Source organism: Providencia hangzhouensis (genome assembly GCF_029193595.2).
GTDB lineage: Bacteria > Pseudomonadota > Gammaproteobacteria > Enterobacterales > Enterobacteriaceae > Providencia > Providencia hangzhouensis.
This window is the reverse complement of record NZ_CP135052.1, coordinates 945,897-971,910: the sequence shown is the minus strand read 5'-3', so window position 1 is coordinate 971,910 and position 26,014 is coordinate 945,897. Positions and strand designations below refer to the sequence as shown.

Here is a 26,014-nt window from a genome sequence, read left to right as displayed (position 1 = left end):
ATTAATGAGTAGAACCATTTTTTGTACATTTTTACAACGTGATGCAGATGGGCAAGATTTTCAGCTTTACCCAGGTGAGTTAGGAAAACGTATTTTTAACGAGATTTCAAAAGAGGCGTGGAGTCAGTGGATGACAAAGCAAACCATGCTCATTAATGAAAAGAAACTTAATACGATGAACCCTGATGACCGTAAAATGTTAGAACAAGAAATGATTAAGTTCTTGTTTGAAGGCCACGATATCCATATTGATGGCTATACTCCTGAAAAATAATCTGTTTGTCTACCTACTTAGTAGGTAGACTTTTGCCCCAAGACTGTGAATCGTATGAAAAAACTATTTGCGCTGAGTTTGTTGATCCCTCTAATTATTTCTTGTTCTAGCAAGCAAAAATCTGACTTTAACCCTGATTATGTCAAAGATACCAATGGGTTCGATATATTAATGGGTCAATTTGCCCACAATATTGAAAATATTTGGGGCATTAAAGAAGTATTAATTGCGGGTCCAAAAGACTACGTAAAATATACCGATGAATACCGAACTCGTAGCCATATTAATTTTGATGCAGGGACCATTACGGTTGAGACTATTTCAGCGGTAGAGCCTTCACAGCACTTAAAGAAAGCTATTGTCACCACCTTATTAATGGGGGACGACCCCAATTCCATTGACCTCTATTCTGATATCAATGATATTCCTCACAGCAAAGAACCCTTTTTATTTGGCCAAGTGCTCGATAACACAGGAGAAGCGATTCGTTGGGAATGGAGAGCCACAAAGTTTGCTGATTATCTGATTGAAAATAAAATGCAGCGCAGACAGTCTGGTATGAATATTGTTTGGTCCGTGACTATGCAATTAGTACCAAACCATTTAGATAAACGGGCTCATAAATATTTACCTTATATTAAGAAATCTGCGGCCAAATATGGTGTTGATGAGTCATTAATCCTCGCGATTATGCAAATTGAGTCGAGTTTCAACCCTTATGCAGTTAGCCGCTCTGATGCGCTTGGTTTAATGCAAATTATGCCAAATACCGCCGGCAAAGATGTTTTCCGCTCACAAGGGAAATCCGGTGTTCCTAGCCGTAGCTATTTGTTTGACCCAGAAAAAAATATTGATACGGGTACGGCTTACTTAGCCATATTGCAAAACAGCTACTTAGGCGATATTCGTAATCAAACCTCACGCCGTTATGCTGTTATTACCGCATATAATGGCGGCGCAGGCAGCGTTCTGCGGGTGTTCCACAGCGATAAAAAGCAAGCCGCGCAGCGTATTAATAATTTAGAACCGGGTGAAGTGTATGAAACCTTGTCCACTAAGCACCCTGCTGCAGAGTCACGTAATTACCTGATTAAAGTGAACAAAGCACAGAAAAATTATCTACGTTAAAATTTTCCAATAGTGAATGCCAGCCAAAATCTGATTTAAGGCTGGTATTAGTCATTAACCTTAATAATTTTATGTGTTTTCGATTAAAAACTAGCTAACATGTTGAAAAAAAGCGCATACAGTCAAAAGTTTATTGAAAGCGCCTTGACTCAACCAATGAAATCAGGTTTAATACGCTCCGTTGCCCGGATAGCTCAGTCGGTAGAGCAGGGGATTGAAAATCCCCGTGTCCTTGGTTCGATTCCGAGTCCGGGCACCACTTATTTAAAGAACCCGCCCAAAAGGCGGGTTTTTGCTTTGTATCTACCTATAAAATTACTGAGCAAAACGCTCTTCATCACAAATTACTTTTGCGAAGAAGATAGCTTGTGCGGATAAAATTGAAAAGTAATGACGCCTTATCATATGTTTATCCGCTGATTTAAAACTCTAATTAAACCGATATTTATCTCTCGCCTTGCGTATCAACTAATAACCGTTGGTTAATATATTCAATCGTTTCATCTATCGTCATGATTTTGTTCACAACGTTAGTAATACCTTGCCCAATAATGACTTCAGCTTGGCGTAAATTAAACAACTTACCGTTTGGAATTGAAGACTCACGGATCCCTCGGTTTATTTCTTGATACGCCAGCGGCATCCATGGATAACGATAGCAAATCTCTTGATTATGGCTGAAATCTTGGTGATTACTGTTGCCACCCAATAATATGAGGTGATCCATTACTATCGGTGAATAGAGCCAACGATAAAATTGTTCTGCATAATGAGTTTTTTGGCTATAGCGAGAAACCCCTAATGCTCCCCCCCCCAATTGAGGAATTCCCCCAGGTACAGAAGCAAAGCCAATTTTAGGGAAAATATTACTATAAGCGACATCGTTAAATAGGTTCATATAAGCAATTAACATGGCTAGTTTTCCTTGCTCAAATTGCTCGACGGATTCACTCCACCATTTATTATGAATATTTTCTGTCATAGAAACCTGATGAAGGTATTCATTTAATACTTGACCCGCTAATGGCATTTCTAACCTAGGAATATGGCCATTACTTATCAATTTTCCGCCAGCGGCGTAATACCTTAATAAATACTCAGTGGCAATTAACCCTGCACTACCTAACGTCGTTGATGCACCAATAGGCCGTAAAAACTCACCTTCTTCATGTAGCTCTGTGAAAAATTGAGTTACCTGATCATATTCAGTAAAAGAAGTGGGTACTATTAGTTCTTGCCCTGTTTTCTCGTAATACATTCTTTTTAAAATAGGATCTTCAAAGAGATCTTTACGATAAAACAACATTTGCGCACTGGCATCAAATGGCATGGCATAAGCAGTATCATTCACCAAACTATATTTTTGCTGAGTCGGTAAGGAAAAGTTATTTAATAAATCAGTCACCCCTCTTCCTACTTTATCTAATGGTTGTAGAATGCGCTCCGCAAACCAGGGAAAACAGGCCATATCGATACGTAGTAAATCATAATAAGGGTGTAAATGGAGTTGCCCTAATATCTGATAAACTTCATCATAAGGATAAACCGCTAAATTAACCTTAATTCCTGTTTGTCTATAAAAATGTGGCAGTAGTTTTTTAAGTGCGTTTGTTGAAGGACTCGGTAAAATGAGTAAATTCAGGGTTGGATCAGATTTATTGTCAGTAATTATTGCCGATGTTGCCGTATAAAGGTTACCACTTTGATTACGAACATAGGCAGTATTTGTCCCCGCAGTTTTCTTTTCATGATCTTCTCTCATCAGTTCATCGACCACTTCCAACCCTAATTGTGCATAGTTCATTGGGAAGCAATGTAACCCTTTTAGTATAGGAGGAATGTTACCGCTTAAAGCAAAAATTGCGGGGCAATCACCTTCGCTACCAAAAAAACTTGCTTGGGTTAAAAAACTCGCTTTTTCAATGTCTTCAGCAACAAATAAATCAGGAATCTGCTCTCCAGAGAAAAAATCAAAAGCCGCCTTATAAGATTCATCATTAGAAGCACGAATAATAATAAATTTTTTATTCGGAGCCTTCTGTTTAAGGTTATTTTGTAACTCACTGACAAAAGTGGCGTTCTCTAGATTTCCATGATCATCACTAAAAATACCTACTAATTGACTTCGACTTGTGGCTATTTGTTGGCATATCGCATCAGTTGCCTGAGAGTAATCCAGTGTGAAAAAGTGGTAAGCATTTGTGGGCTGACGGTAAATAAAAATAATTTGAGACGCCGCTAATTTTAAGGTATCAAAATAGATAGTGGCATCCTGCAAACAACTGACTGCCACTACTTGCCTATAACCACCTGCCGCAATTTTTTGTAATGCATCTAGTTCTGTCGTTTCCAGATCATCCGTCAAGAATAGATCATAAGTTATCTCTGGATACTGAGCCATTGATTGCCTAAATGAATTAAAAAATATTGCATACTTATCAGACACTAATTGCGGTAATAGTATTGCTATCTTCTGACTCTTATTGGTTCTCAATAATTGAGCTTGTGTATTTAGCTGATACCCCATTTGCTTTGCTGCTTTATAGACTGCTTCAATTTTTTCAACACTCACATTTCCCCGTTTATTCAATACGTTAGAAACAGTCCCATGAGAAACACCTGCTAATTTTGCGATATCTTTGATTGTTGCCATCTGTTTTTTTCACCTTGGTTGTTGCTACCAATAGCATACCTGAATTATTTATCGCGACTACTGATAATTACTTTGAACGTTCCATAATTAATTCGTTTATAAAGCAAGCTAGTAATATAAATACTTTTTTTATTGCCATTTTCCAATTTGAAAATAAAAATCAATAAAATCAATGTCATTGAAAATATTCTTTGAATGAGATCACTGATCAAAATAACATTTATTGGCAAAAGTAATCCCCAATATTATTATTGGAACGTTCAAATATCTTTGTTTTTTATTTGAATGCCAACATCAGGGTTAAAAAAATACATATAAAACAATAAAATATAGGTAATTATTATGAAAATTCACTTCTTAGGCACCGCGGCTTCTGAAGGTATACCAAATCCTTTCTGCCGTTGTGAGCACTGCCAGAGAGCAAGAGAGCTCGGGGGGAAAGATATTAGAACCCATTCTTCCGCTATTGTAGATGATCTTATGCTGATCGATGTTTCCCCGACATTTAGCTATCAGTTAATGCGTGATGGAATGGATGCAACCAAGTTTGAAAGCCTGCTATTTACCCATACTCACCCTGACCATTTTAATGTCGGTGATTTATTTAGCCGCATGGAAGGTTATGGTTTTGAAATTTACCATCCATTACATATTTTTGGTAATGACCGAGCAATTAATGGCTGCCTTGATGTTCTGCCTGGCTATAGCAAAGAACGTTTCGATTTCCACTGCTTAATCCCTTTTGTCACTGTAGAAAGAAATGGTTATAAAATTACGCCATTACTCGCAAACCATGCTAAATGGGAATTGTGCTACGTCTATCACATTGAAAAAGCTGGAAAAGCTATTTTTTATGGACATGATTCAGGTTGGTTCCCTGAATTAACATGGAAATGGTTGGAAAATAAACAGCTTGATATTGTCGTATTTGAATGCACTTACGGACTCAATGGGAAAAACTGTACAGATAACCACATGAGCTTAGAAACTGTATTTGCAGCCAAAGAAAAACTGCAACAACAAGGCTGTCTGCATTCAGAAACTCAAATTGCTGTTTCACATATTTCCCATAGTGGCAAATTACTTCATGAAGAATTAGAAGCGATTTGTGCACCTTATAATATCCGTGTTGCTTATGACGGATTAACGCTAGAAGCACATTAAGAGGAAAACTAATCATGGATATGAAAATAACCTCTCGCTTACTCATTATGATGTTTGTGCAATATTTCATGCAAGGGGCATGGAATATGACTATGGGACTCGTGTTAAGTACTTATGGGATGGCAAATATTATTGGTAATGCCTACGCTTTATTAGGTGTGGCAACCATTATTTCTCCTTTATTTATTGGTATGGTTGCAGACCGCTTCTTTGCCTCACAAAAGGTAATGGGAACACTGCATTTAATTAATGCGGCCGTTATTCTATGTGTTCCTCAATTTATTGAGGCACAAAATAGCGGTATGACCCTGTTTATGATTTTCATTATTGGGCTACTGTTTTATCCAACAACTGCACTCTCTAATAGCATCAGCTTCTCTCATATTAATGGCGTGAAATATTTCCCTATTATTCGTGTATTTGGCACATTCGGTTTTATGGCTATCGGATTTATATTAGGAGAAATGGGCTTTTCAGGTAGTACCATGACTTGGTATATCGCATCGGCTGTTGCTGTATTATTAGGCTTTTACTGCTTTACTTTGCCAAATACACCGCCAAAAGCGAAAGGTAAACCTTTCTCCGCTAGAGATATTCTATGCTTAGATGCACTTTCATTATTCAAAGACCGCTATTTCGCTATCTTAATGTTTAGCATCTTTGTATTAATGATACCGAAAACAGCTTACTCCGCTTATATTCCTGTATTTATTAAAACACTGGGATTCGATAATGCGGCATCTATCATGCAAATTGGTATTGCATGTGAAGTCCTATTTATGTTCGTTCTGTCCTTCTTCTTAATGAAGTTCGGTTTCAAAATTACCTTACTTCTTGGCGCGGTAAGTTGGATTATTCGCTCAATGCTATTCTCCTATGCCGCAGTAGATTCCGGTTTTTACTTCATTATTATAGGGTTGATGCTTCAAGGATTATGCTGGGACTTCTTCTTTACAGCAGGTGATATCTACGTTGACCGTAAAGCCAAACCTGAGATCAGAGCGCAAGCTCAGGGTTTACGCTTTATTGTTTCAAATGGCTTTGGCTTATTATTTGCTTCAACAATTTGTGGTGAAATCTTTAATTCAACTGTCACAGAGACAGGTAGCGCAGCATTACCACAATGGGGAACATTCTGGCATTACCCGGCTATCGTCGCCGCTGTTGTCACCGTTTTCTTTATCTTCTTCTTTAAAGATGACGTATCTAAAAAGAAAAATAACGAAGGTGAAAAAGTAGTAAATAACGTTGCTATACCCAAATGATTTGAGTTGCGGGTAGGCGACAAGCGAAGATAGATGGGGAACATAGATAAACTATGTGACTCGGCTAGCTGAGTGTAGTCAATACCGCTGCAACTTGAAGGATTACGAGTATACACAGTAAAAATCGAGGAAAGGCTAAGGCTACGTCAGGAGCAAGCCATGGATTTATTTATACAGTTTGTCGACACCATTGGCCCTTTATCACTATCAAGTATTTCTAAACTGTTGGCCGCCTTTGTTTTAGGCGGCTTAATTGGCCTAGAACGTGAATCAAAGGGAAAGCCTGTTGGTTTTAAAACTTGTGTCATTATTGCCGTTGCTAGCTGTTTATTAACCATAGTTTCTATTCAGTCAGCGGAGTATTACGCCAATATCTCTGACAATATACGTAGCGACCCAATGAGATTAGCTGCACAAATAATTAGTGGAGTAGGCTTTCTAGGTGCTGGCGTTATATTACATCGGCGTGATGATGCAATTTCAGGCCTAACAACCGCAGCCATTGTTTGGGCATCTGCCGGTGTTGGAATTGCATGCGGTTCGGGGTTCTACTGGCATGCGGTCATAGTTACAGTTCTTTTTTTCTTAGCAATACAACTCAGCCCCCAAGTTGCATTATTTCAGATGAAAAACCAAAAACTAGGAAAAATTAAAGTTCGTATGCTATTTACTCATGAAAAAGGTGTACCTTTACTTATTGAGTATCTAAAAAACCATAAGGACTTAATTGAGAATCTCACTATCAGAGATATCAAGAAAGAGCGCGTCGAGGTAAATTTAAAGCTATTAGTACGCCAAAAAATCACTTTACCTGAATTTTACTGTTCTTTAAAACAGTTGGAATATGTGCATTCTGTTTCTCTAGATCATTAATTTTCTCACTTTTAAGGTGTTATATTTCCGCTAAATAAAAGGCGAATTACTTAAATAACCTGCTTATATTCGCAGGTTATTTACTTATAAATTACCTTTCCCCACTATAAATTCCGTAAATCCTCTGGAATATTTTTTTTCAAAATACGCCAAAAATCCTCTGCAGTTTTATTTAGTCGTGTATCCATGCGGTAAATATACGCTTGGATAGGTATCGTTAATTCAGGTGTATCCAAACAAACGAGTTTTTTTTCTTTCAATTCATTCACTACAGAATAAATGGGTAACCATGCTATACCATGGCCATCCAAAGCCATATTTTTTAGTAACTCACTCATTGATGACATAAAAAGTGTTTTTGAATTGATCGCACCAAACTCACTTAACCGACGATTAACTAATCTTCCCATATATGAAGCACTGGTATAATTCAGCAGCGGCACTTGGGGTTGATAGATGTCAAATAGCGGCTTACCCTGCTCATCCGCTGCACAAATTGGGTATAATTCAGATTCAAATACATTCAATGAGGAAAATGGTGATTGCATTAAATCTTCATCATAAAATGAGATAATAAAATCACTTTTCCCTTCTCTCAATGTGTTCACAACTTGTACGACATCAATAGCCTCAACATGGTAAACAAATTCTCCACCGTAACCAGACAGCCCGTGAACTAATTTTGGGAGCAATGTTAACGACAACGAATGAGCAGCAGCAATTTTAATATTCGGTAGGCTCAATACATTATGGCCGGATAATTCATTTAAGTTACATTCCAGTTGTTGTAATAAACTACGCGCTTGAGAATGAAAAATTTTGCCCTCTTCAGACAACTGTAAAGGGGACGTCGTTCTATCAAATAATTCAACGCCAATAGCTTCCTCTAAAGCTTTAATACGACGGCTAAATGCGGGCTGAGAAATACTTCGCTGTTCTGCTGCATGAGAAAAATGTCGGCACGATTCTAGTGTTAAAAAATCATATAGCCATTTTGTTTCTATATTTTTCATCTTATTAAGCCTTAAATTGACTTGCTGTTAAAATATAAAAAATCAAAAGTATTTTTATTGATATTTTAAGTTAATGACTGGTTAAATAATCAAACTAAATTTGTAGTGGCGTTATTTGTATTATGCATAGCCCTACCATTTAAAACATTAACAAAAATCAAAAATTAATTTCATTTGATTTTTTTAATCCATAGAGCCCAGTCTATTCAGGCTTTCAGAGCCATTTATAAAAATGCTTTTATTTTGAATAAAAACTCTTAATGCATATCTTGCATCAAACCATACTTACTTGCATTTCTCATTTTAGATAAACATTGATAAATATTAACCACAGGCTAGGCAGTTATAAATAAGTTAATAACCATTTTAACATTAAAGTATATGTTAAATAAATTAATAAAGATAAGTTCTTATTGTTTTTTATTTTATAAAAAGACTAATGAAATGCAGGGGTATTAAAATGAAAGGCTTAATTGGTGTATTAGGTGGTATGGGGCCTGCCGCTACTGTCGATTTATTTAATAAATTCGTAAATTATACCGTGGTAAATAGAGACCAAGAGCATATTCCTTTAATTATATCATCTATTCCTGATATACCAGACCGAACGGACGCACTATTAAACCATGGTGAATCTCCTCTACCTTTAATGACTGACTATTTGAAAAAGCTAGAAAATGCAGGTGCCGAATGCATTGTTATACCTTGTAATACCGCACATTTTTGGTTTAGTGAACTGAAAGAGGTTTGCCACGTCGATATGCTAAGTATCGTTGAAACGACAATGAAAGAGGTACTAGCAACTAAGAAAAAAAATATCGGATTACTTGCAACAAATGCCACCATGTATATGGGGTTATACCAAAAAAATATAGAGAGAAATTATTTAAATTGCATTACTCCTGATAAAAAAAGCCAAGAAAATGTAATGGAAAGCATTTATTTATTAAAGTCAGGAAATAAAAAGATGGCTGAGTCCATTATGAAAAAACAAGCTGAGACATTATTTTCTCGAGGAGCTGAAGTTATTGTTCTTGGCTGTACTGAAGTCCCCGTCATTCTTGCAAATGAAATAAATAATTATCCAGATAAATATATCGACTCAACCAGCTCATTAGTCAGAGCAAGTATTCACTGGTATGAAAACAGAGTCGGAAAACAAAATTTAATGATAAATAAAAATATTTAACTTATATCAATTATCAAAAATTAATTTTTCAATATTACTAATGACAATATATTGTCTATTGGAGACGATTATGGTTTGGCTAGAAATCATTGTTGTATTAGGTGCAATATTCTTTGGCATTCGCATGGGCGGAATAGGTATAGGACTCTGTGGTGGATTAGGATTAGCTGTATTAACCATCGGGTTTGGTTTACCCATTGGATCACCACCTGTTGATGTTATTTTAATTATTATGACGGTCGTGGTAGCAGCTTCGGCATTACAAGCTGCTGGTGGGATGGATTATCTAGTACGCCTAGCCAGTAAATTTATGCGTAAAAATCCTAAGTATTTGAATATAATAGCACCAATTACCACTTGGGTGATGACTATCATGGCTGGTACAGGTTTCATTGTGTTTTCTATGCTGCCTGTGATAGCGGAAATTGCGAAAGATTCGGGTATCCGACCATCAAGAACATTAGCAGGCTCAGTGGTTGCCTCACAAATTGCTATTTCTGGCTCTCCAATCAGTGCAGCAATGGCTGCGATGTTGACAATTATGGAAGGTAACGGCATCACTTTTATCGTTGTCATGTCAGTATGTTTACCCGCCTCTTTTGTTGCTGCTATGGTTGCCGCCTTTATTGCATCGCGTCAAGGCTGCGAACTTGAAAACGATGAGGTCTATTTAGAACGTTTACAAAAAGGCTTAGTGCATAAGTACGAAGAGAAAAAAGGCGAGAGCACAACGAGAGAAAAATTCTCTGTTGTTCTATTCATTATTGCCACTATTGCTATAGTGATCCTCGCTGCATTCCCACAATTACGTCCTGGTTTTGATATTGGTAAGCCGATGGGAACACGAGATATCATCATCATTTGTATGCTAAGTGCAGCATGTTTGATGGTAGTTTTCTGTAAAACATCACCGGATTCCATTGTACTAGCACCAACATTCCGCTCAGGAATGAGTTCTCTTGCGGTGATCCTCGGAATTGTGACATTAGGCACTACTTTTGTTGATGCCCATATGGACCAAATCAAGGCCATCGCAGGAGATGTGTTATCTGCATATCCTATTTTATTGGCTTTAGTTCTGTTCTTAACTTGTGCCTTGTTATATTCACAAGGTGCCACAACACCGTTAATTATTCCATTAGCCATCGCCTTGGATGTCCCGACATGGGCAATATTGGCCTCTTTTGTCGCCGTCACCGGGGTATTTGTCTTACCCACTTACCCAACATCATTAGCTGCCATTGAGTTCGACTCTACAGGGTCTACTCGGGTTGGAAAATATATTTTAAATCACCCCTTTATGCTACCAGGGCTAGGTGGAATTATTGCAGGTGTCGCCTTCGGTTTTATCATTGCACCAATGATTGTCTAACACTAGGGTGTGAGGTTTCCTCACCCTCTTTAGAATATAACAAAATGATTTTATTGACAAAATGAAGTTAAACTTTGGCTCTATTTAGCTTTATACTTTGCTTAATTGGTAAAATACAATTACAAGGTATAAAGCTATTTTTTTAATACCTATAGGTATATCTGCAAAGAAAATATTATAGCAGCGTATCAAAATGACTCATTACTCTATTTAATTTTTTAAATTAAATTTTATAAATTAAAAATAATGTCCTGTTAACCACTCAATATCTCTTTATAAAATGTAGTTTAAATTTGTTTTCATTCAAAAGTGTGAGCTGAAATGTTTTTGCATGAAATATTCACTTCTGAAAATAGTTAAAATAATTATACTCGGCTTCATATTCATTTCTTAAAAAAACAGAATAAGGAATGAATTAAGATTTTTATTATGATTTTCATCATGTTACAAAGTCAGTTTCGGCAGTCTCATTTCCCAATGAAAGTACTCAATTAAGTGACTAAAATTAGGGCTTAAATCACAAATTTTAGTTTTTAAGATACTGACTTTCAAAAATGACGACGTCGTCATATTAAAAAAAATTTATTTTATCTATAACATTAAACAACCATTTTTCTTACATACATATCAATATTGATAGTTAAGCGTTAAAAAACTAAAGCAAATGCGTTATAAAAAAACGCTTAATGTTGACGTCAACATTAGGGTTAACAACTAGAAAGAGGTCTTAGAACATGAGTAACCTACCTGAAAAAATGAAAGCAGTTGTTTGTCATGGCCCACATGATTATCGCTTTGAAAATATTAAAAGACCAACGCCAGGATTTAGAGAAGTTGTCATCAAAGTTGATGGGTGCGGGATCTGTGCTGGCGACTGTAAAGCCAACGATGGTGCTCAAATGTTTTGGGGAGATGACCCATGGATCAAAGCCCCAGTAGTTCCTGGCCATGAGTTTTATGGCCGCGTTGCAGAGCTCGGTGAAGGCTCCGCTGAAAAATTCAAACTGAAAATCGGTGACCGCATCTTAGCAGAACAGATAGTCCCTTGCTGGGAGTGCCGTTTCTGTAAGTCTGGCAAATACTGGATGTGTGAAACCCATGATATTTACGGTTTCCAAAAAGAAGTTGCCGACGGTGGTATGGCTGAATATATGCGTTTTTCAGAACGCGCCATTATTCATAAAATCCCTGATGAACTATCTGATAAAGATGCCGCATTAATTGAGCCAATGGCTTGTGCTATCCACACTGTACGCCGTGGTGATATTGATTTAAATGACGTCGTCGTCATTGCAGGTGCAGGCCCACTAGGGCTGTGCATGATCCAAGTCGCAAAATTAAAAACGCCGAAAAAATTGGTTGTCATTGATGCGATTGATGAGCGCCTTGAATTAGCAAAAAAATTTGGTGCAGATGTCGTTATCAATCCACTGAAAGAAGATGCGATTAAATTAGTCAAAGATATGACTGAAGGCTATGGCTGTGACGTTTATATTGAAGCAACGGGTGCACCAATCGGTGTTACTCAAGGGCTAGAAATGATCCGCAAACTTGGCCGTTTCGTGGAATTCAGCGTGTTTGGTAAAGAAACAACAGTTGACTGGTCAATCATTGGTGACCGCAAAGAACTCGATATCCGCGGTGCTCACTTAGGGCCATATAGTTATGAAGTCGCTATTGACCTATTTAGCCGTGGCTTAGTTAGTGCTGATGATATCGTTACTCACTTCTATTCCATCGATGATTGGGAAGAAGCCTTTGTCATGGCGAAATCGGCAGACTCAATTAAAGTCGTCATCAAGCCATAAACATGTTTTAACTGGCAGTAATAATTGATAATTCAAATAAACACTAAATAAGTAAAAACCCTACATATAATTAAACGCTCTTTTAGGAGAACATCTTATGCTGAGTAAATTTAAAAAGTTAGCTGTCGCTGCAAGTGTACTGACTTTAGGTATGGCATTTAACGCTACCGCTAAGCCAGTTTCAGTGGGTATGTCATTTCAAGAATTAAACAATGAATATTTTGTCACCATGAAGGAAGCCTTAGAGAGCGCAACGGGTGATATGGGCGCACAACTATACATTTCTGATGCGGCTCATGATGTATCAAAACAAACCAGTGATATCGAAGATATGTTACAGAAAAAAATCGATATTCTGTTAATAAACCCGGCAGATAGCGTTGGTGCGGAAACGGCTGTACTGGCAGCGAAAAAAGCGGGAGTTGTAGTTATCGCCATTGATGCTCAAGCAAATGGCCCAATTGACTCTTTCGTTGGTTCTAAAAACTATGATGCTGGCTTAATGGCAGGTAAACGTTTAGGTGAAGCATTAGGCGGCAAAGGCGAAGTGGCAATTTTAGATGGTATTCCTGTTGTGCCAATTCTTGAGCGTGTTCGTGGTTTTGAAGCAGCGATGAAAGAATATCCAAATATCAAAATCGTAACTAAATTGAACGGTAAACAAGAACGTGATACTGCAATGAACGTTACAGAAAATATGTTGCAAGCAAACCCAACGCTAAATGGGATTTTCAGTGTTAACGATGTCGGTTCTTTAGGTGCGTTAGCAGCGATTGAGTCCTCTGGTCGTGATGTCAAATTAGTGAGTGTTGACGGTTCCCCTGAAGCGGTTGCTGAAATTGCCAAAGGTAACTCTCCATTTATTGCTACTTCAGCGCAATTCCCTCGTGACCAAGTTCGTATTGGTTTAGCTATGGGCTTAGCAAAATACTGGGGCGCTAATGTCCCTAAAGAAGTCCCAATTGATGTTAAATTGATCGACAAAACCAATGCTAAAGATTTTCACTGGTAATCGTTAGTTATCAATAACCAATGTATTGCACCTGTATTTCTGATGTTCGGTGCAATACATTTTCATAAATATTAATTATTAAATGCATATTGGAATAAAAATTCCAAATGGCTTTGTTACCCATTTTTAAGCAGTTGAGAAATATAGGGAAGCAATATGATGCAATTATTAGCATTAAAAGATGTCAGTAAAACTTTCCCTGGGGTTAAGGCGTTAGATAATATTAATCTCTCCCTAGAAAAAGGGGAGGTTCACGCATTATTAGGTGAAAACGGCGCAGGTAAATCAACGCTAATGAAAGTGTTATGTGGAATACATAAACCTGATAGCGGACAAATTCTGATTGAAGGCAAAGAACACACCTTTCATAACTACAGAGATGCCATCAAAGCTGGCGTAGGTATTATTTTCCAAGAATTTTCTCTTATTCCTTATTTAAACGCTTTTGAAAATATATTTTTAAATCGAGAGTTAAAAAATAAGTTTGGTTTATTAGATAGAAAATTAATGCGAAAAAAATCGCAGGAAATCCTAGCTGAGCTGGGTGTAAACATCAATATTGATGAACCTATTAGCCATTTAAGTATCGCAGAGCAACAGTTTGTTGAAATCGCAAAGGCTCTGTCTTTGGATGCTAAAATTTTAGTGTTAGATGAGCCAACTGCGACATTAACCCCCAATGAAGCAAACCATTTATTCGATGTAATGCGTGATTTAAAAGCTAAAGGGGTTGGAATGTTTTTTATTTCCCACCATCTAGAAGAAATTTATGAAATCTGTGACACCATCAGTGTACTACGTGACGGACAATATATAGGGTCGCGTAAGGTCGATGAAACAGATTTAGACGTTATTATCGAAATGATGGTTGGTCGTGAAGTTGAGAATATTTATCCTCATAAACGCCAATTCAACGAGCAAGAAGTCATCTTAGATGCAGAAGTTCAGCGTTTCTCATATAGCCCAACTAACCACCTTCAATTAAAGAGAGGTGAAATTTTAGGGCTTGCGGGGTTGGTGGGATCGGGTCGCACAGAAACTATTCTTGCCATGATCGGTGCTGATAAAGCATATAAGAAGAAAGTTATTTTAGAAGGCAAAGAAGTTAAAGTTAAATCGGCTGCGGCTGCATTGCAATTAGGTATCGGTTTATTACCAGAAAGCCGAAAAACTCAAGGCCTTGTATTGCCCTTTTCCGTTAAAGAAAATATATGGTTAAACAATCATGCTCAAAAATTATTTTTAATTCAAAATAAAAAAGAACTCACTTTATCTATTGATTTAATTTCCCAAGTAAAAGTTAAAACACCAGAACCTCACACCGCGGTTTCTACTTTAAGTGGTGGAAATCAGCAAAAGGTTGTTATTGCTCGCTGGCTAAATAAACAAGCCAAAATTCTTATTTTCGACGAACCCACCCGAGGTATTGATGTTGGGGCAAAATCAGAAATTTATCAGTTAATGCGCTCTCTAACTGAAAAAGGAATTTCCATTATTATGATTTCATCGGAGCTACCAGAAGTTATTGGTGTCAGTGATAGAGTTTTGGTTTTTCGAGATGGTGAAATTGCTGCTGAGTTAACTGGAGACGAAATAAACTCAACTCAGATCATGGTACATGCGGCCGGCAATATTATATAGGATAACGACTATGTCTAATCAAAGTGCAATTCCATTAACTAAAAATAAATTTAGTTTTTCTAAGCTAACAAAAATACCTGCATTTTTACCACTTGTTGGTTTAATTCTTTTATTTGTCTGCATGTCCATTTTTAATGAACATTTTTTAACTGTAAATAACCTTTCGACCATTGCTCGTCAGGTTTCTATTAATGCCATCATCGCTATTGGTATGACATTTGCTATCTTAACAGGTGGAATTGACTTGTCCGTTGGTGCTGTTATGGCGCTTTCTGGAACCTTGATGGCTGGCTTAATGAAATATTATGGAATGGACCCTTACGCCGCAATTGCTCTGGGCTTATTATCCGGTGTTGCTTTTGGCTTCATTAATGGAATTTTAGCCGCTTATGGTAAAATGCCACCAATCATTGTCACTTTAGGCGCCATGATTATTGCTAAAGGGCTAGCCTTAATTTATACCGGTGGCTACCCAGTGTCAGGGTTACCTCAAGAATTTGCTTTTTGGGGACGCGAAGAATTAATGGGAATTCAAGTTCCTATTTTATTAATGCTTGGCCTTTATCTTATTTTCTATGTTGTACTAAATCATGTCTCTTTTGGCCGTTATATTTACGCCATTGGCGGTAATGAAGAAGCTGCACGCCTCAGTGGTATCCGCGTTGAACGTTATAAAATGTTAGTTTACGTTATTAGCGGTTTTACTGCTGCATTCGCTGGGTTAATATTTACCTCTCGAGTAATGAGTGGGCAACCCAATGCAGGGGTAGGATTTGAGTTAGATGCTATTGCTGCGGTCGTACTCGGCGGCGCTTCAATTGCAGGAGGCCGTGGTATGATCATTGGCACACTGATTGGCGCAATGATCTTAGGCGTACTTAATAATGGTTTAAATTTATTAGGTATTTCACCTTATGTTCAATATATTGTAAAAGGTTTAATTATTTGGGGCGCTACCTTAATTAGCTCAATGAAACGCTAAATTAATAATACCTCATCGCCATTAAGATAGGCAGGTATCATTACCTGCCTATCTATAATCGCCATACTTCAAGTTGCATGGGTGTTGACTGTGTTCATATACAACTAAAATTCTTTAGAGTATATAAATCACAAAGGACTTTCTTTCTAACTCTTATTAATAAACAACAAGTTTCCCATCAACAAATATCTGTTTTGTTTTATGGTCTTTATGTGAATCTCGCTCTATTTCAGAAAACAATAACTCAGTTGTTAATTCACCAAGATATACCGAATCGTGATGTACACCAGAAATAGATAAATGATAAGTATCTGCATAGGGTGGTAAATCTACAGAAAAATAACGGCAAGAAAGTCCTAGTTCTAAAATAATTTTATACATCCCTGCCGTAATAATTCCATTCAGCCCAACAATATACATATTTGGTGTATAAAGCTCTTGAACTTTTTTTCTTAGATAATCTTCATCATTCTTGTTAAACATATAACTGCTGTATAAGACATTAATATTTTTTCTATTTGGAAAATTTTTATATATACCCGCTAAACGAGACAAACTAATTTCAGATCCTTCTGGACCTGAAACAATAAGTGTATTTTCACTATTTTGCTGGTTAAGAAATTTTCCTGTTAAAGCGCCAATTTCAAAGTTTTTCAAAAACAGTCCTGAATACTTATTTTGATAACCATAAATTGAACGGTCAACAAAAACTAAAGGCACATTATGTTGATCAATTAATGATAAGTAACTTGGTTGATAGTCTTTATCGTCACGAACTGGCGATAGTAAAATACCGCTCGCTTTGTAGCTGACTAATGTTTCGATTGCTGTTTTTTCTGCTTTTTCATCACTATCTGAATCAAAAATCATGACTTGATAGCCTTTTTCTTTCGCTAAGCGTGAGACTGTTTGAATTAGTACGATATAAAATGGGTTAAATGTGCTATCAGTAACCACACCTATTATGCGGCTATTTTTGTTTTTCAGATTACGTGCAAAAAGATTTGGCACATAATTGAGCTCTTGTGCTATCGCTAATATTTTATCTCGAGTTTCCTTCTTTACCATCTCAGGATGATTAAATGCTCTAGAGACTGTAATATCAGTTACATTAGCACGTTTAGCTATATCAATTATCGTTGTTGAGCTATCTTGTTTTGTCATAATTATACTAGTCAACCTTTAATGATTACCCAGAAGAGTATATTAGCAATCCATTTCACTATTATCAGGGTAGAAAAATGCGATGGTTCATTATACCTTTTTGAGCTTGAAGATAAATCAAATTTACTTTTTTAAAGAAGAATAAATGATTGAACATTCAAAATAGTGACACACTGCATGAATTATAAAAATTTATTTAATAAGTGATATTTAAAACCTATTTCAAATGACATTAAATTCAATCAATACTGATGAAATCAACCCTAAGGCAACAAAGATAACAGCACTTGAAAATAGTATTTGAATGGCTTTATTAGAAATATAATGCATTATTAATCGACCAATTAATAAGCCAACAACACATGAAGCAATGAAAACGATGCTAATTTCTTTAGGATATTGAAACCCATTCCAGACATTAATAAAAATACTAATACTACCAATACAGAAGATAACCATTAATGATGTTGCGATAATACTCTTCATATTCAAATTAGTGAATTTTCGCAATGCAGGAACAATAATAAAACCACCACCGACACCTAACATGCCAGTAAGTAATCCTGTAATGACACCAATTCCCCCAAAGATTAACGCTGTTTTAGTGTTCCAAATAAATTTCCCAGTTTCTGTATTAATTAAACAATGTGCATCATTTTGCTCATCACCCCGATTGAAAAATATACGTCCCCCGACATAAAGCATAACAAGGCTAAAAATAAGCGTTAACCAAACTGGAGGAACAATATGGGCAAGGTAAATACCATACTTAGCAGAAGGAATACTCAATAGCGCTATCCAAATAGCTGCTTTATAGCGAATATTCTTTTTTATAAGCCCTTGAATAACACTAATAAAAGCCGCTATTGTAATAGCTAAAAGCCCTACAGGTGCTGCTAATGCTACACTCCAATTTTGGCTTGCCATTAAAGCAGGAACAGCAAGAATTCCACCTCCCGCTCCCGTTAAACCTAGTAGACAGCCTATCAATAGCCCTTCTAATATCAGTATTAACATTATGAATGTCTTATCATTATTATTAAATATATTCGCTGAATATTAACGCTTACCGAGCGTTTTCTCCAATACCATTAATGCCCTATTAAATGGTACTTCTCCTGCAATAATATCGATTAACCGAGTATCTTGGAAAACCGCAATTGTCGGCACTGATTTTATACCATATCGAGGAGCTAAAGTGGGCGATTGAGCAATATCAACAATACCAAAATCGATGTTATTTTCTTGAAAATACTCAGAAAGCTTAGTAAAAATAGGATACATATTTTTACACGGTAAACACCAAGAAGCCGAAAAATAAACAACTACAGTTTGTTGCTCATCTTGCTCTAGGGGGTAAAGTGTACTCGAGAAATTATCACTATCTAATGATAAAATATTCGACATTATATGCTACCTTTTGTGATTTTTTCCTAAACTAACATATTGGAACAATAAACTAGATAATAAGTCACCTTTTGTCCATTAATTATTTAGTATTATTTGGCATTTGATTATTTTCATTTAAGAACAATAAACCAATTTAACATTTTATCACAATAAAGCATAAAAATATGATTCATAATAAATAACAAGAATAAACTCGCTATATTAACTTTTAAAAACCATACGATACATGAACCACTTTTAGTTTTTTATTATACATTGGATTTTTATTCATGAATATTATTAGCTTTGATGAACCTAGATTATTTAAAGATGTTTATTATTAAATAATAAACTATATTTTTACTCTTATTCATTATTAGCTTTTCAATTTTAACCCATTTAGATGGGTATCCGTTTCTGTTCTTTTTCTTTATCAAAAATCATATTCAGCTTCTCATGGGCATTGTCTGTATATCGACTTAAATCAGTAACATCTTGTTTCTGATTTACCTTATCGCAAATAACAATCTCACCTTCCGATACCGCTGTATGAGTGGTGTTGCTGGCTTTGCCTGCATTGATGCCAGTTTGTTTATCCACCGATTGGTAATCGCTGTGCATCTCGGTTTTGCTGGCATTGAGACTCAGTGAACCACCGCCCGCTTGGCTACCATAGGGAGACAAAAGGTAAGCAAAATCGATCTATAGCTAAAATTACGTTTTAAAATCATTAGAATTATTAATTGTATTGGTTTGAGATAAAGTAATATACGAAACTTCATATACCTTAAGTCAAATTACAATCACACTCATTTAAGCTTTTTTATAACTCATCTAACTTCATATATTATGATTATAATTTAACATAAAAATATTTTTTGTAATAAACAATATAAAACGGTAGCAATTTAAATAAATTATTTGAGTTCAATGCGATTTTTATAAAACTTACCTTTATTTGTATCAAAAACACAAATAAAGCCCATTAACTAGTTGAATAAAATGAAATCTTAAGAAAAAACACCCGTTAAATGTATAAGTAATTATTATATTTCAATTCTGAACCGACAATAGATAACAAGGCAAAAATTAATTTGCTCTTGTTATCTATTTTGACGAGAGAAAAATAATTAGCTATTGCTAATATTAAGCTTCAGCGCAGCGGCGATAGCGAGAGGAGAAAAAGTAATACTGGCGGCAAATAACGCGGCAAGAATGGCAAAATAGCCATCGAGAGGCATTTTAAAGCTGTGGGCTTCCATCGTACCTGTTGCATAAATCAGCACAGGAATATACAGCGGTAAAACAAGCAAGCTCACCAAGACACCGCCTTTTTTTAAGGAAACGGTTAATGCTGCACCAATCGCCCCAATAAAACTCAATACAGGTGTGCCCAATAATAATGTCCCTGCTAATACAAATAGTGTGTCTGCGCTAAAAGACAACATTAATGCCGCAACAGGGGATAACAAGATCAAGGGCAGCCCTGTGACTAACCAGTGGGCAATCACCTTCGCAAATACAGTGATAAATAAAGGATGCGGTGCGAGTAACAGTTGCTCAAGGGAGCCATCAAGGTAGTCATCCTTAAATAAACGCTCTAGTGATAATAGTGAAGATAAAATGGCCGCAACCCAAAACACCCCAACCGCAATGCGCGCTAATAATTGAGGTTCAGGACCAATACTCAAGGGAAATAGTGTGATAACAATTAAGAAAAACCATAGCGGATTAACGAGCTCAGAAAAACCTCGAAACGCAATTTTAAGCTCTCTTTTAATTAATAACCAAAACATGATTCAACCCCACCCGTCAGTTTTAGTGAACCAAATTGCCCTGACATCGCTTGGTGGGAGGTAAACAAAATAATCCCCCCTTGCTCTGCATGCTGATGAAAACGTTCTGTTAAACGAGCGACCCCCGCCACGTCAATTGCGGTAAAAGGCTCATCAAGTATCCACAGAGGAGCTTCGCTTAGCCATAACCTCGCTAAATTAACACGCCGTTGTTGCCCAGCAGAAAGTTGGCTAACAGGAATATCTTCATAACCAATTAACGAAACTTCTTCTAAAGCAGACCAAATACGCTCACCTTCATGCCCTTTATGGTGCATTTGGTAATAAAATTTGAGGTTTTCATAAGGTGTTAATAATGATTTAACCGCTGGTTTGTGGCCTAAATAAAGTAAATGACGAGTAAATTCTTCTTTTAGTTTATCAATCGATTGATTATTCCAACAGACAGCCCCTTCATCAGGTTTTAATAACCCAGCCATCATTCGTAGCAAGGTTGTTTTCCCCGCTCCATTTGGCCCTTCAACTTGCAAGATTTCACTAGGTTGCACTATAAAATCAAGTTGATGGAATAACACCCTATTTTGCCGATGGCAACTCACTTGTTGAGCACTTAGCATGAAGCACAATTCCCGTTATTTTTATTTTAAGGTTAGCTTTTTGCAACTTTGTTCAACAGCATATCACTAATAGAGTCGCTCGATATTGCTTCACCGCAAAGCACTTGCATCAAAACCTCTGAACCTAGCGTAGATAATGAAAACAACATATCAGGTTTAAGTAAGCGAACTTTATCCATATTGCTCTCTTGGTTAATTAGCACCACGGTTTTTACCGAGCTACCTTCCCCTGCTTGCTCTTTCACTCCCAATAAAGCGAAAGTACTGAGCGAATCGCTATCTGTCATCACTAACACACACTTTGCGTGTTTAACATTAGCAGCGGCGAGCAATTCGGAACTGGTTGGGTCACCGGTCACAATATTATCTTTTTCGGGATAATGACTGCGATGGTTTTCTTGGCAAATCACAGCCACCGGCAGCTCTCGTTTTTTCAGCCCTTGATAGACATTGACAGCCATTGGTGTGCTACCAATCACCACATAATGATTTTTCATATAAGAAAACCTCTTACGCACGATTTCTTTCGTACCTTTCGCTAACACCCCAACAATATAAACCACTGAAGTGGTAAAAATTGTAATTCCTAAAATAATCACCGTCACCGTGAATACACGCGCATCCACTGTAACCGGAACAATGTCACCAAACCCGACCGTTGTCATGCAGACTAAAGCAAAATAAAAGGCCGTTGTGCCGTCTTTAACCACTGGTGAAAATTCATCACCAATATATAAAGTACCAAAAATGGAATACAGCAATAATGCAATAATACAGGTTATTGCCACAAAGCCAGCACTGGTTAAGCTATGGTGATGATACAACTTCCAAAAAAGGCACAAAGCAACCAATAAAAAGAGGGAAAAATAACCTTGATGTATGTTTTCTTGTGTTAACCGCAGGTCAACAAATGAAATAATCCCAAGTAAAAATAAGGAGAACACCCAAGCAATACGGGCTCCGTTAACCATAAATAACGATAGGAAAATCAGTGAAATTCCCAATAAAAAACGAGGAATATCCAGTAACTTCATAAAGCCGAGTGATTTTAACCACTGTGTTAGCCCTGACTCGCGCCAATCAATGTAGTCGGTATAAGCACTTAATACAGGCTTTAAAATCATTGCGCCATCAATAATTATTAGCAATGAAAGCAACACCCTGATTGATAGAGGTGATTTTAAAAAAGCCACAAATGAATTATCTAACATGTATTGCTCTCACCCTTCATTGATGCATTCGTCAAATTTTCTTATATACCATAAATACATCAAAGGATAGTACCAATGGCGTAAAGACGATGACAAATGCTAATTGGACATTTTACTATTTTAACAATGGCTAGCAAAACATCGTCTATAATTGAATATCACGATAGCTGCCCAATTCCAAGCGAACAAAACAGCTTTTAAAAAACACTAGTAAACAAACGGTTATATGATTATTAAGGAAATATTATTTATAGATAATATATTTTGGAACTTAAACTACGTCTTTATATCTAAAAACCGATTTCTCAATTATTTTTCAATTCGATTTAACAATAATAGAAAACAAGAGTTTAAAAACCTATGAGTAACACTACACACTCGGAAAAATTTAGCTGGACCTCACTGTTCTGGTTACTAATCTACTTTTGGTATTTTTCATCACTATTACAACTGTATGTGCTCGTAACAGGACAAAGTAATTCTATTGGCCTAAGAGATTCACTACTCTATAGCTCTCTTTGGCTGGTTCCTGCCCTACTGTTCCCTAAAAAAGTTAAGTTAGTTGCGGGACTAATTGGTATTGTTTTATGGCTTTCTTCGGTAGTTGCCCTCGCCTACTTTGTGGTTTATGGGCATCAAATATCCCAAAGTGTCATGTTTGTGATGTTTGAAACCAATACTAATGAAGCAGGCGAATTCCTTAAACAATATTTTAGCTTCAAAGTCTTAGGAGTCATACTCGCCTATACTGTAGTCGCAATTTTTCTATGGACACGTCTAAAACCGGTAACACTGCCAAAGTCAGGGCGAATCGGTATTTCATTGTTAATTTTAGTTATTTTGTTCGGTATTCCTTATTATAACAAAGGCATTAAACAAGACCGACCAATGGCCAATGTCGCATCATATTTAAATAGTAAACTCGCCTACGCTGCGCCATGGCAGTTTGTGAGTGGTTACTTTTTATATAAAAACCAGCTAGCAAACATGGAAGAATTAATCCGCGACAACAGTAAAATTCCACCATTAGAAAACTTTGTCGATGCAAACGGTGATACACCCCGCACATTTGTATTAGTAATAGGTGAGTCCACCAGCCGCGATAGAATGAGCCTATATGGCTATTCACGCCCAACGACACCTGAGTTAGATGAACTTGCAAGGGATTATCCTGCTAATTTATCCGTATTCAATGATGTTGTGACGTCGCGACCTTATACTATTGAAGCACTACAACAAATTCTGACGTTTGCGACACAAACTGAGCCTGAACTATTCAATTCGCGCCCTTCTATGATGAACATGATGAAGCAAGCGGGCTTTAAAACGTTTTGGATCACTAACCAGCAGACGATGACTGAACGCAACACCTTATTAACGGCATTCTCTCGCCAAACAGATAAGCAATATTATTTGAATAATGATATGGCTCAAAGCTCACGTATCTATGATGACGTGGTTTTTGCACCATTCAAAGAAGCGCTTGCAGACCCAGCAGAAAAGAAATTTATCGTGGTCCATCTGTTAGGAACACATATGCGCTATGAGTTCCGCTATCCAGAAGATAAAGCCATTTTCAAAGATAAAGACAGCGTGGTTCCCGCTAACCTAAATGATGATGAAGTGAAAGATTATAATGCTTACGATAACGCACAACATTATAACGATTATGTTGTTTCAACATTAATCAAGGACTTTGATTCTTCAAAAGAAAATGGTTTTCTGGTGTTTTTCTCAGACCATGGTGAAGATGTTTATGATACCCCGCCTCATAAAATGTTAGGGCGTAGTGAAGGTAAGCCAAGTAAAGTCATTTATAATGTGCCTTTCCTAGTTTGGCAATCACCTGAGTGGCTATCAACTCATCAATTTGATTTGAATGATAAAACAACCCGACCATTCAGTAATATGGACTTTATCTACGCGTGGTCTGATTTAGCAGGTTTAAACTATACTGGGTTTGAGCCCGAAAAAAGCCTGTTTAATGAGGCATTTAAACCTCAACCTCGTTATATTGGTGACCCAGATAATAAATCCTCATTAATGCTTTATGATGATTTAAAACAATAATTAGGTCTCTGTCGGTGAAATGTTATCTGCATTTCACCGACCTATTCATTTAAGCTATAACTTTCAGATGCTGTGCTCCCTTGCGGTTTATTTTACCATCCCGCAAAATAAACGTGACTTCACCACGCCAAAATTCAGCTAAGAAAATATCGTTTATTGATTCAATATCTTGTAATTCAATTTGCTGCATTAACCAAGCTTCATCTCTTTCGATAGATTCCAAACCATAGCTTCTAATAACCCCTTCTTTTATCAGGATCACTGATGGCATATTTTTTTCATCACAAATAATGGTTAGCTGCCCATCAGGTTCTATTTGTGCATAATAAATTTCTTGAAAGGAATGAATGCCTTGTGCATGAATTCTAGATGAAATATTGATGAGATCTATCTTATTGGCTTTTTCTAAGATGTTTTCCATTATAAATTGGCCTTTTTTAATGATAGGTATGGGATTACCAATGGCCACATTACGAAAAAAATTAAATCTTTTTGTTAAAAAGTTCAAAAAGCTTATAAACAAAACACCAATAATTAAAATAGTCACATACTGGTACAATGGGATAGTATCACTGTAAATCACCCCACCAATAATACCTCCTAAAACAAAATTACCAATAAAATCAATAGGAGTCATTTGGGAAAGCTGCGTTTTTCCCGATAGATTCATATGAGTGATAACAATGGCAAAACCGATAATAAATTTTAAAATAATCAACGAATAATAGTACGCCATAATGCTATTCCTTTGTTATCTAAGCCATACATTTGTTTTCATTATTTATTTAATAATAAGTTCGAACAGTTTAGCTTGGTTTTCTATATTTTATAACTCTATAGCATGGAACAAGAGATGACTTTCCAAAAAAAAGCATTCACTTGAGTTTACAATCAAAAAAAATATAACGATTTCAGTTTTTTACCTAATTATTTTATAACTCACTTAATTTCAACTATAGTTAAATATACACATTGGCGATTATGCCAATATCGAGCTTTAATAACATTTTTACCAGCATCGTGCTAAGGATATGTTTATGAATATAAAACTCATCACTTCACTTCTTTTCGCGGGAATTGTTACAGTTATCGTAGGTTGTGATGACTCATCCAAACCAAGTGACACCGTTAAACAAGCTGAAGAAAAAGCCCAGCAATTAAAAGAAGATGGTGAACAAAAAGCTGATGAATTAACGAAAGATGCGCAAAATAAAGCTGAAGAGTTAAAACAAAATGCGTCAGAACTGAGCCAAGAAGTTAAAACAGATGCGATTAATAAAGCTGACGAAGTCGCAACCGATATGAAAGAAAAAACGGAATCGCTCAAAGCAGAAAATGACGCAGAAACCAATAAAAAATAATTTTCCGCTCAGTTCCCTTCAAGAATGTGGGC

Annotated in this window: 23 protein-coding genes and 1 tRNA gene; 14 read left to right on the top strand and 10 right to left on the bottom strand. The window is 36.5% G+C overall.

Annotated elements, in window-relative coordinates; genetic code table 11:
• Positions 1-4: 4 nt before the first annotated feature.
• The 3 genes from PZ638_RS04205 to PZ638_RS04195 all read left to right on the top strand — a co-directional run bounded on the left by PZ638_RS04205 (position 5) and on the right by PZ638_RS04195 (position 1,661).
• On the top strand, positions 5-274 hold the full coding sequence (locus PZ638_RS04205) for an oxidative damage protection protein (protein ID WP_004264665.1): 270 nt from the start codon (positions 5-7) through the stop codon (positions 272-274).
• A 54-nt stretch (positions 275-328) separates the two neighbouring features.
• Positions 329-1,402 (top strand): membrane-bound lytic murein transglycosylase MltC, encoded by a 1,074-nt coding sequence (gene mltC, locus PZ638_RS04200; protein WP_004264664.1) that lies wholly within the window; start codon positions 329-331, stop codon positions 1,400-1,402.
• A gap of 183 nt (positions 1,403-1,585) precedes the next feature.
• Positions 1,586-1,661 (top strand) — tRNA-Phe (locus PZ638_RS04195).
• A gap of 186 nt (positions 1,662-1,847) precedes the next feature.
• On the opposite strand, the gene PZ638_RS04190 is transcribed toward PZ638_RS04195, so the two are convergent.
• Positions 1,848-4,055, bottom strand: coding sequence for an extracellular solute-binding protein (locus PZ638_RS04190; RefSeq protein WP_094963068.1), 2,208 nt, complete (start codon positions 4,053-4,055; stop codon positions 1,848-1,850).
• 342 nt (positions 4,056-4,397) lie between these two features.
• Between PZ638_RS04190 and PZ638_RS04185 the strand changes: the two genes are divergently transcribed.
• From PZ638_RS04185 to PZ638_RS04175, 3 genes are all read left to right on the top strand, one after another.
• Complete coding sequence (locus tag PZ638_RS04185; RefSeq protein ID WP_094963067.1) at positions 4,398-5,219, top strand: MBL fold metallo-hydrolase; 822 nt, start codon at positions 4,398-4,400, stop codon at positions 5,217-5,219.
• A gap of 14 nt (positions 5,220-5,233) precedes the next feature.
• Complete coding sequence (locus PZ638_RS04180) at positions 5,234-6,484, top strand: MFS transporter (RefSeq protein WP_004905224.1); 1,251 nt, start codon at positions 5,234-5,236, stop codon at positions 6,482-6,484.
• Positions 6,485-6,643: 159 nt separating this feature from the next.
• The gene (locus PZ638_RS04175) at positions 6,644-7,357 is read left to right on the top strand and encodes an MgtC/SapB family protein (RefSeq protein ID WP_004905226.1); all 714 of its coding nucleotides are present in this window, start codon (positions 6,644-6,646) and stop codon (positions 7,355-7,357) included.
• A gap of 104 nt (positions 7,358-7,461) precedes the next feature.
• On the opposite strand, the gene hypT is transcribed toward PZ638_RS04175, so the two are convergent.
• A complete protein-coding gene (hypT, locus tag PZ638_RS04170; RefSeq protein ID WP_004905229.1) occupies positions 7,462-8,370 on the bottom strand; it encodes a hypochlorite stress DNA-binding transcriptional regulator HypT in 909 nt (302 codons plus the stop codon).
• A gap of 460 nt (positions 8,371-8,830) precedes the next feature.
• On the opposite strand from hypT, the gene cuyB reads away from it, so the two are divergent.
• The 6 genes from cuyB to PZ638_RS04140 all read left to right on the top strand — a co-directional run bounded on the left by cuyB (position 8,831) and on the right by PZ638_RS04140 (position 16,374).
• A complete protein-coding gene (cuyB, locus tag PZ638_RS04165; protein ID WP_164455024.1) occupies positions 8,831-9,559 on the top strand; it encodes a cysteate racemase in 729 nt (242 codons plus the stop codon).
• Between the two features lie 70 nt (positions 9,560-9,629).
• Entirely contained in the window at positions 9,630-10,931 is a 1,302-nt protein-coding gene (locus PZ638_RS04160; protein ID WP_094963063.1) for an anaerobic C4-dicarboxylate transporter, read from the top strand.
• 734 nt (positions 10,932-11,665) lie between these two features.
• The gene (locus tag PZ638_RS04155; RefSeq protein ID WP_004905239.1) at positions 11,666-12,739 is read left to right on the top strand and encodes an erythritol/L-threitol dehydrogenase; all 1,074 of its coding nucleotides are present in this window, start codon (positions 11,666-11,668) and stop codon (positions 12,737-12,739) included.
• Between the two features lie 151 nt (positions 12,740-12,890).
• A complete protein-coding gene (locus PZ638_RS04150) occupies positions 12,891-13,751 on the top strand; it encodes an ABC transporter substrate-binding protein (RefSeq protein WP_370661211.1) in 861 nt (286 codons plus the stop codon).
• Positions 13,752-13,907: 156 nt separating this feature from the next.
• Positions 13,908-15,392: a sugar ABC transporter ATP-binding protein gene (locus tag PZ638_RS04145; RefSeq protein ID WP_094963062.1), complete on the top strand. Its 1,485-nt coding sequence runs from the start codon at positions 13,908-13,910 to the stop codon at positions 15,390-15,392.
• Between the two features lie 10 nt (positions 15,393-15,402).
• Positions 15,403-16,374 (top strand): ABC transporter permease, encoded by a 972-nt coding sequence (locus PZ638_RS04140; RefSeq protein ID WP_004905244.1) that lies wholly within the window; start codon positions 15,403-15,405, stop codon positions 16,372-16,374.
• 156 nt (positions 16,375-16,530) lie between these two features.
• Here PZ638_RS04140 and PZ638_RS04135 read toward each other — a convergent pair whose 3' ends face one another.
• The 7 genes from PZ638_RS04135 to PZ638_RS04105 all read right to left on the bottom strand — a co-directional run bounded on the left by PZ638_RS04135 (position 16,531) and on the right by PZ638_RS04105 (position 22,551).
• The gene (locus tag PZ638_RS04135) at positions 16,531-17,538 is read right to left on the bottom strand and encodes a LacI family DNA-binding transcriptional regulator (protein WP_094963061.1); all 1,008 of its coding nucleotides are present in this window, start codon (positions 17,536-17,538) and stop codon (positions 16,531-16,533) included.
• Positions 17,539-17,760: 222 nt separating this feature from the next.
• Positions 17,761-18,555 carry a sulfite exporter TauE/SafE family protein gene (locus PZ638_RS04130; protein WP_004905249.1) on the bottom strand — a complete coding sequence of 265 codons (795 nt, stop codon included), beginning with the start codon at positions 18,553-18,555 and terminating at the stop codon, positions 17,761-17,763.
• A 42-nt stretch (positions 18,556-18,597) separates the two neighbouring features.
• Positions 18,598-18,945 carry a thioredoxin family protein gene (locus PZ638_RS04125; protein WP_004905250.1) on the bottom strand — a complete coding sequence of 116 codons (348 nt, stop codon included), beginning with the start codon at positions 18,943-18,945 and terminating at the stop codon, positions 18,598-18,600.
• 381 nt (positions 18,946-19,326) lie between these two features.
• Positions 19,327-19,548 carry a hypothetical protein gene (locus PZ638_RS04120; RefSeq protein ID WP_196731726.1) on the bottom strand — a complete coding sequence of 74 codons (222 nt, stop codon included), beginning with the start codon at positions 19,546-19,548 and terminating at the stop codon, positions 19,327-19,329.
• Between the two features lie 509 nt (positions 19,549-20,057).
• Positions 20,058-20,723 (bottom strand): heme exporter protein CcmB, encoded by a 666-nt coding sequence (gene ccmB, locus PZ638_RS04115; RefSeq protein WP_004905254.1) that lies wholly within the window; start codon positions 20,721-20,723, stop codon positions 20,058-20,060.
• Positions 20,708-21,340 (bottom strand): cytochrome c biogenesis heme-transporting ATPase CcmA, encoded by a 633-nt coding sequence (gene ccmA, locus PZ638_RS04110; RefSeq protein WP_004914240.1) that lies wholly within the window; start codon positions 21,338-21,340, stop codon positions 20,708-20,710. Before ccmA ends, ccmB begins: the two co-directional genes overlap by 16 nt.
• Positions 21,341-21,372: 32 nt before the next feature.
• On the bottom strand, positions 21,373-22,551 hold the full coding sequence (locus tag PZ638_RS04105) for an ion channel (RefSeq protein ID WP_096864750.1): 1,179 nt from the start codon (positions 22,549-22,551) through the stop codon (positions 21,373-21,375).
• A gap of 360 nt (positions 22,552-22,911) precedes the next feature.
• On the opposite strand from PZ638_RS04105, the gene cptA reads away from it, so the two are divergent.
• Positions 22,912-24,621 carry a phosphoethanolamine transferase CptA gene (gene cptA, locus PZ638_RS04100; RefSeq protein WP_094963057.1) on the top strand — a complete coding sequence of 570 codons (1,710 nt, stop codon included), beginning with the start codon at positions 22,912-22,914 and terminating at the stop codon, positions 24,619-24,621.
• A 49-nt stretch (positions 24,622-24,670) separates the two neighbouring features.
• Here cptA and PZ638_RS04095 read toward each other — a convergent pair whose 3' ends face one another.
• The gene (locus PZ638_RS04095) at positions 24,671-25,357 is read right to left on the bottom strand and encodes a DUF421 domain-containing protein (protein WP_004905262.1); all 687 of its coding nucleotides are present in this window, start codon (positions 25,355-25,357) and stop codon (positions 24,671-24,673) included.
• Between the two features lie 301 nt (positions 25,358-25,658).
• Between PZ638_RS04095 and PZ638_RS04090 the strand changes: the two genes are divergently transcribed.
• Positions 25,659-25,982 (top strand): hypothetical protein, encoded by a 324-nt coding sequence (locus PZ638_RS04090; protein ID WP_036958543.1) that lies wholly within the window; start codon positions 25,659-25,661, stop codon positions 25,980-25,982.
• The last annotated feature ends 32 nt before the right edge of the window (positions 25,983-26,014 follow it).

Excerpts from the sequence above, each read along its gene's own strand:
- PZ638_RS04205 (WP_004264665.1), top strand. The coding sequence starts at position 5 with ATGAGTAGAACCATTTTTTGTACATTTTTACAACGTGATGCAGATGGG.
- mltC (WP_004264664.1), top strand. The coding sequence starts at position 329 with ATGAAAAAACTATTTGCGCTGAGTTTGTTGATCCCTCTAATTATTTCT.
- PZ638_RS04190 (WP_094963068.1), bottom strand. The coding sequence starts at position 4,055 with ATGGCAACAATCAAAGATATCGCAAAATTAGCAGGTGTTTCTCATGGG.
- PZ638_RS04185 (WP_094963067.1), top strand. The coding sequence starts at position 4,398 with ATGAAAATTCACTTCTTAGGCACCGCGGCTTCTGAAGGTATACCAAAT.
- PZ638_RS04180 (WP_004905224.1), top strand. The coding sequence starts at position 5,234 with ATGGATATGAAAATAACCTCTCGCTTACTCATTATGATGTTTGTGCAA.
- PZ638_RS04175 (WP_004905226.1), top strand. The coding sequence starts at position 6,644 with ATGGATTTATTTATACAGTTTGTCGACACCATTGGCCCTTTATCACTA.
- hypT (WP_004905229.1), bottom strand. The coding sequence starts at position 8,370 with ATGAAAAATATAGAAACAAAATGGCTATATGATTTTTTAACACTAGAA.
- cuyB (WP_164455024.1), top strand. The coding sequence starts at position 8,831 with ATGAAAGGCTTAATTGGTGTATTAGGTGGTATGGGGCCTGCCGCTACT.
- PZ638_RS04160 (WP_094963063.1), top strand. The coding sequence starts at position 9,630 with ATGGTTTGGCTAGAAATCATTGTTGTATTAGGTGCAATATTCTTTGGC.
- PZ638_RS04155 (WP_004905239.1), top strand. The coding sequence starts at position 11,666 with ATGAGTAACCTACCTGAAAAAATGAAAGCAGTTGTTTGTCATGGCCCA.
- PZ638_RS04150 (WP_370661211.1), top strand. The coding sequence starts at position 12,891 with ATGGCATTTAACGCTACCGCTAAGCCAGTTTCAGTGGGTATGTCATTT.
- PZ638_RS04145 (WP_094963062.1), top strand. The coding sequence starts at position 13,908 with ATGATGCAATTATTAGCATTAAAAGATGTCAGTAAAACTTTCCCTGGG.
- PZ638_RS04140 (WP_004905244.1), top strand. The coding sequence starts at position 15,403 with ATGTCTAATCAAAGTGCAATTCCATTAACTAAAAATAAATTTAGTTTT.
- PZ638_RS04135 (WP_094963061.1), bottom strand. The coding sequence starts at position 17,538 with ATGACAAAACAAGATAGCTCAACAACGATAATTGATATAGCTAAACGT.
- PZ638_RS04130 (WP_004905249.1), bottom strand. The coding sequence starts at position 18,555 with ATGTTAATACTGATATTAGAAGGGCTATTGATAGGCTGTCTACTAGGT.
- PZ638_RS04125 (WP_004905250.1), bottom strand. The coding sequence starts at position 18,945 with ATGTCGAATATTTTATCATTAGATAGTGATAATTTCTCGAGTACACTT.
- PZ638_RS04120 (WP_196731726.1), bottom strand. The coding sequence starts at position 19,548 with ATGCACAGCGATTACCAATCGGTGGATAAACAAACTGGCATCAATGCA.
- ccmB (WP_004905254.1), bottom strand. The coding sequence starts at position 20,723 with ATGTTTTGGTTATTAATTAAAAGAGAGCTTAAAATTGCGTTTCGAGGT.
- ccmA (WP_004914240.1), bottom strand. The coding sequence starts at position 21,340 with ATGCTAAGTGCTCAACAAGTGAGTTGCCATCGGCAAAATAGGGTGTTA.
- PZ638_RS04105 (WP_096864750.1), bottom strand. The coding sequence starts at position 22,551 with ATGTTAGATAATTCATTTGTGGCTTTTTTAAAATCACCTCTATCAATC.
- cptA (WP_094963057.1), top strand. The coding sequence starts at position 22,912 with ATGAGTAACACTACACACTCGGAAAAATTTAGCTGGACCTCACTGTTC.
- PZ638_RS04095 (WP_004905262.1), bottom strand. The coding sequence starts at position 25,357 with ATGGCGTACTATTATTCGTTGATTATTTTAAAATTTATTATCGGTTTT.
- PZ638_RS04090 (WP_036958543.1), top strand. The coding sequence starts at position 25,659 with ATGAATATAAAACTCATCACTTCACTTCTTTTCGCGGGAATTGTTACA.